Source organism: Vibrio sp. 1402 (assembly GCF_033340275.1).
In genome coordinates, this window is sequence record NZ_JAWOWE010000059.1 from 1 (window position 1) to 1,328 (window position 1,328).

At 42.3% G+C, this 1,328-nt stretch carries 2 protein-coding genes; both read left to right on the plus strand.

What is annotated here, in order from left to right; genetic code table 11:
- The first annotated feature begins 307 nt into the window (after window positions 1-307).
- On the plus strand, window positions 308-640 hold the full coding sequence (locus R7044_RS24075; RefSeq protein ID WP_005483015.1) for a DUF1904 domain-containing protein: 333 nt from the start codon (window positions 308-310) through the stop codon (window positions 638-640).
- A gap of 12 nt (window positions 641-652) precedes the next feature.
- The coding region (gene mepA, locus R7044_RS24080; RefSeq protein ID WP_225455857.1) for a penicillin-insensitive murein endopeptidase at window positions 653-1,328 on the plus strand (676 nt) is incomplete at its 3' end.

A 1,328-nucleotide genomic window follows, 5' to 3' on the forward strand; every position in this document is an offset into this window, starting at 1 on the left:
ATTCTTTGTGAACTCAAGTTCCCAAATAGGCGATTCTAGGCGCGTAGCTAATGGTAGCTAAGTCTGAACTGCCCTAATCTCTTATCTACTTTCCCTATATAAAGAACAGCAGATTTCCAGCGGGATTGATATCTAGCCGCTAGTGATCCCTTGTCGTTGAATGTCACTGATTGGAATCTCAAGCTCTTGTTGATATTTATTAGCGTTTTTCTGGGTATTTTTAAGAACGTGTCTAGTTGTTGTTGGGATGATTAGCGTTGTTGTTCCTGTTATCATCTTAGGACAATACAAATATAGGATTAACCTTATGCCACATCTACGATTTCGCGCTGTAGAACCTCAAGCAGTACAAGCTTTGTCAAAGCCACTGACTGACGAGCTCCAGCCACTAATGAATAGTCCACGAGAAGATTTTACTTTTGAGTACATCTACACAACTTTCTTTAGTGAAGGCGAGGTAAGTCCTGCTTATCCTTTTGTTGAAGTTTTGTGGTTTGATCGAGGACAAGAGACTCAAGACAAGGTGGCGAAAGTAATTACACAACAGGTTCGTGGTGTAGTCGGTGAAGATATTGATGTAGCAGTCATTTTTTCTGCACTATCGCCAAATGCCTACTATGATAATGGTGAACATTACTAAAGGGGATGTATGATGCGGCTGAGTCTTTCTTTTTATTTAAGTTTATTTTTCTCAGCTCCTCTTTATGCTACGCCATGGGAGCAAGTTAGTGCTCCCACTCATAATATGTCCTCTTCTATTGGTAGTTACGCGAACGGCTGCTTAGATGGGGCCTCCCCCCTGCCTTTAGAAGGTACAGGTTATCAAGTGTTACGTAGTCGAACGAATCGCTACTATGGGCACCCTAACACTATAGATTTTGTTGAAAGCCTAGCTTTAAAGGCGAATCAAAAGTTAAAAACTACTTTACTAATTGGCGACCTTTCTTTACCTCGTGGCGGCCGTTTTTCATCTGGTCATTCAAGCCATCAAACGGGGCTGGATATTGATATCTGGTTGCGTTTAGCTGACTCTCCTCTCTCCTATAACGAACTTCAATTGCCGAAACCGATGAGTGTGGTTGATCTGCAAGATTACTCGATATTAAATCATCGATGGGATAAGAGGCATTTTGAACTCATCCGTTATGCTGCTAAGAGCGATGAGGTGGCTCGTATCTTTGTTCACCCTGTTATCAAGGAGCAACTGTGTGCTCAGGAAGGGGGAAAAGATCGTTCTTGGCTACGTAAAGTTCGTCCTTGGTGGGGACATCATTATCATTTTCATGTGCGCTTATCATGCCCTGACTCAAGCTCTAATTGTGTCGATC

Coding starts and splice junctions, on each gene's coding strand:
- R7044_RS24075 (WP_005483015.1), top strand. CDS start 308: ATGCCACATCTACGATTTCGCGCTGTAGAACCTCAAGCAGTACAAGCT.